The organism is Streptomyces sp. C (genome assembly GCF_000158895.1).
GTDB classification, from domain to species: Bacteria; Actinomycetota; Actinomycetes; order Streptomycetales; family Streptomycetaceae; genus Streptomyces; species Streptomyces racemochromogenes.
Window position 1 is genome coordinate 331,752 of the sequence record NZ_GG657752.1, and the last position, 1,477, is coordinate 333,228.

Sequence of the window (1,477 nt, forward strand, 5' to 3'; positions counted from 1 at the left end):
CCGGCCAGGGCGCCCAGCGCCCCGGCATGGGCGACGAGCTGTACGCGGCGTTCCCGGTCTACGCGCGGGCCTTCGACGCGGCCCGCACCGCACTGGACGCACACCTGGACCGCCCGCTGCGGCAGGTGGTGAGCGGCGCGGCGGAACTCCTCGACCGGACCCGCTACACCCAGGCCGCCCTGTTCGCCCTGGAAGTGGCCCTGTACCGGCTCTTCGAGTCCTGGGGCGTACGCCCCGACTTCCTCCTCGGCCACTCGGTCGGCGAGCTGGCCGCCGCCCACGTCGCCGGCGTGCTCACCCTCCCCGACGCCGCCACCCTGGTCGCCGCCCGCGGCCGGCTCATGGACGCGCTGCCCGAGGGCGGGGCGATGGTCTCCGTCGAGGCGGCCGAGGACGAGGTACGCGCCCTGCTGGCGGCCGGCGTCGACATCGCCGCCGTGAACGGCCCCCGCGCGGTGGTCGTCTCCGGCCCCGAGGACGCCGTCACACGGACCGCCTGCCTCCTGGAGGCCGCGGGCCACCGCACCAAGCGCCTCAACGTCAGCCATGCCTTCCACTCGTCGCTGATGGAGCCGATGCTCGCCGAGTTCGGCCGCATCGCGCGCACCCTCACCTTCCACCGGCCGTCCCTCCCGATCGTCTCGAACGTCACCGGCCGCACCGCCGACCCGGCCGAACTCGCCACGCCCGAGTACTGGGTCCGGCACGTGCGCGCCGCCGTCCGCTTCCACGACGGCATGCGCCACCTGGAGGGCCAGGGCGTACGCCGCTTCGTCGAGCTGGGCCCCTCCGGCGTGCTGACCGCCGCCGGCCGGGCCTGCGTCAACGATCCCGACCTCGTCCTCGTCCCGGCCCTGCGCCGCGACCGGCCCGAGGCGGAGACCGTCGCCGCCGCCCTGGGCGAGCTGTTCGTGCACGGCACCACCCCCGACTGGACCGGCGTCTTCGCCGGGCAGCCCGCACACCGGGTGGACCTGCCGACCACGGCGTTCCGCCGCACCCGCTACTGGCCCCGCCCCGGCGACACCACCGGCCGGCCCGCGGCCGCCGCCCAGGACCCCGCCGCCGACCTCCAGTACCGCATCGAATGGCAGCCGCTCGCCACCCCCGCCACCACCGCCCCCGACGGCACCTGGCTGGTCGCCGGGCCCTGCCCGCGGGAACTCGACCTGGTCACCGGCGCGCTCGCCGCCCGCGGCGCCACCCCCGCCCGCCTCGACCTGGCCCCCGGCACGGGCCACGACCGCGACGCCCTGACCCTCCGCCTGCTCACGGCCCTGCCCGCCGCCGACGGCTGCGCCGGCGTCCTGCTCCTGCCCGCCGAGGCCGGTGACCCCGGCCTGGACGCGGCCCTGCGGCTGCACCAGGCCCTCGGCGACGCCGGAATCACCGCACCCCTGTGGTGCGCCACCCGCGGCGCGGTCTCCACCGGCCCCGGCGACCGGCCCGCCGACCCCGGCCAGGCACAGGTCTGGGG

The 1,477-nt window shown here is 77.8% G+C and carries 1 protein-coding gene; it reads left to right on the forward strand.

Annotation, left to right across the window (positions count from 1 at the left end; all coding sequences use genetic code 11):
- The coding region (locus tag SSNG_RS37280; protein WP_007269168.1) for an acyltransferase domain-containing protein at positions 1-1,477 on the forward strand (1,477 nt) is incomplete at both ends.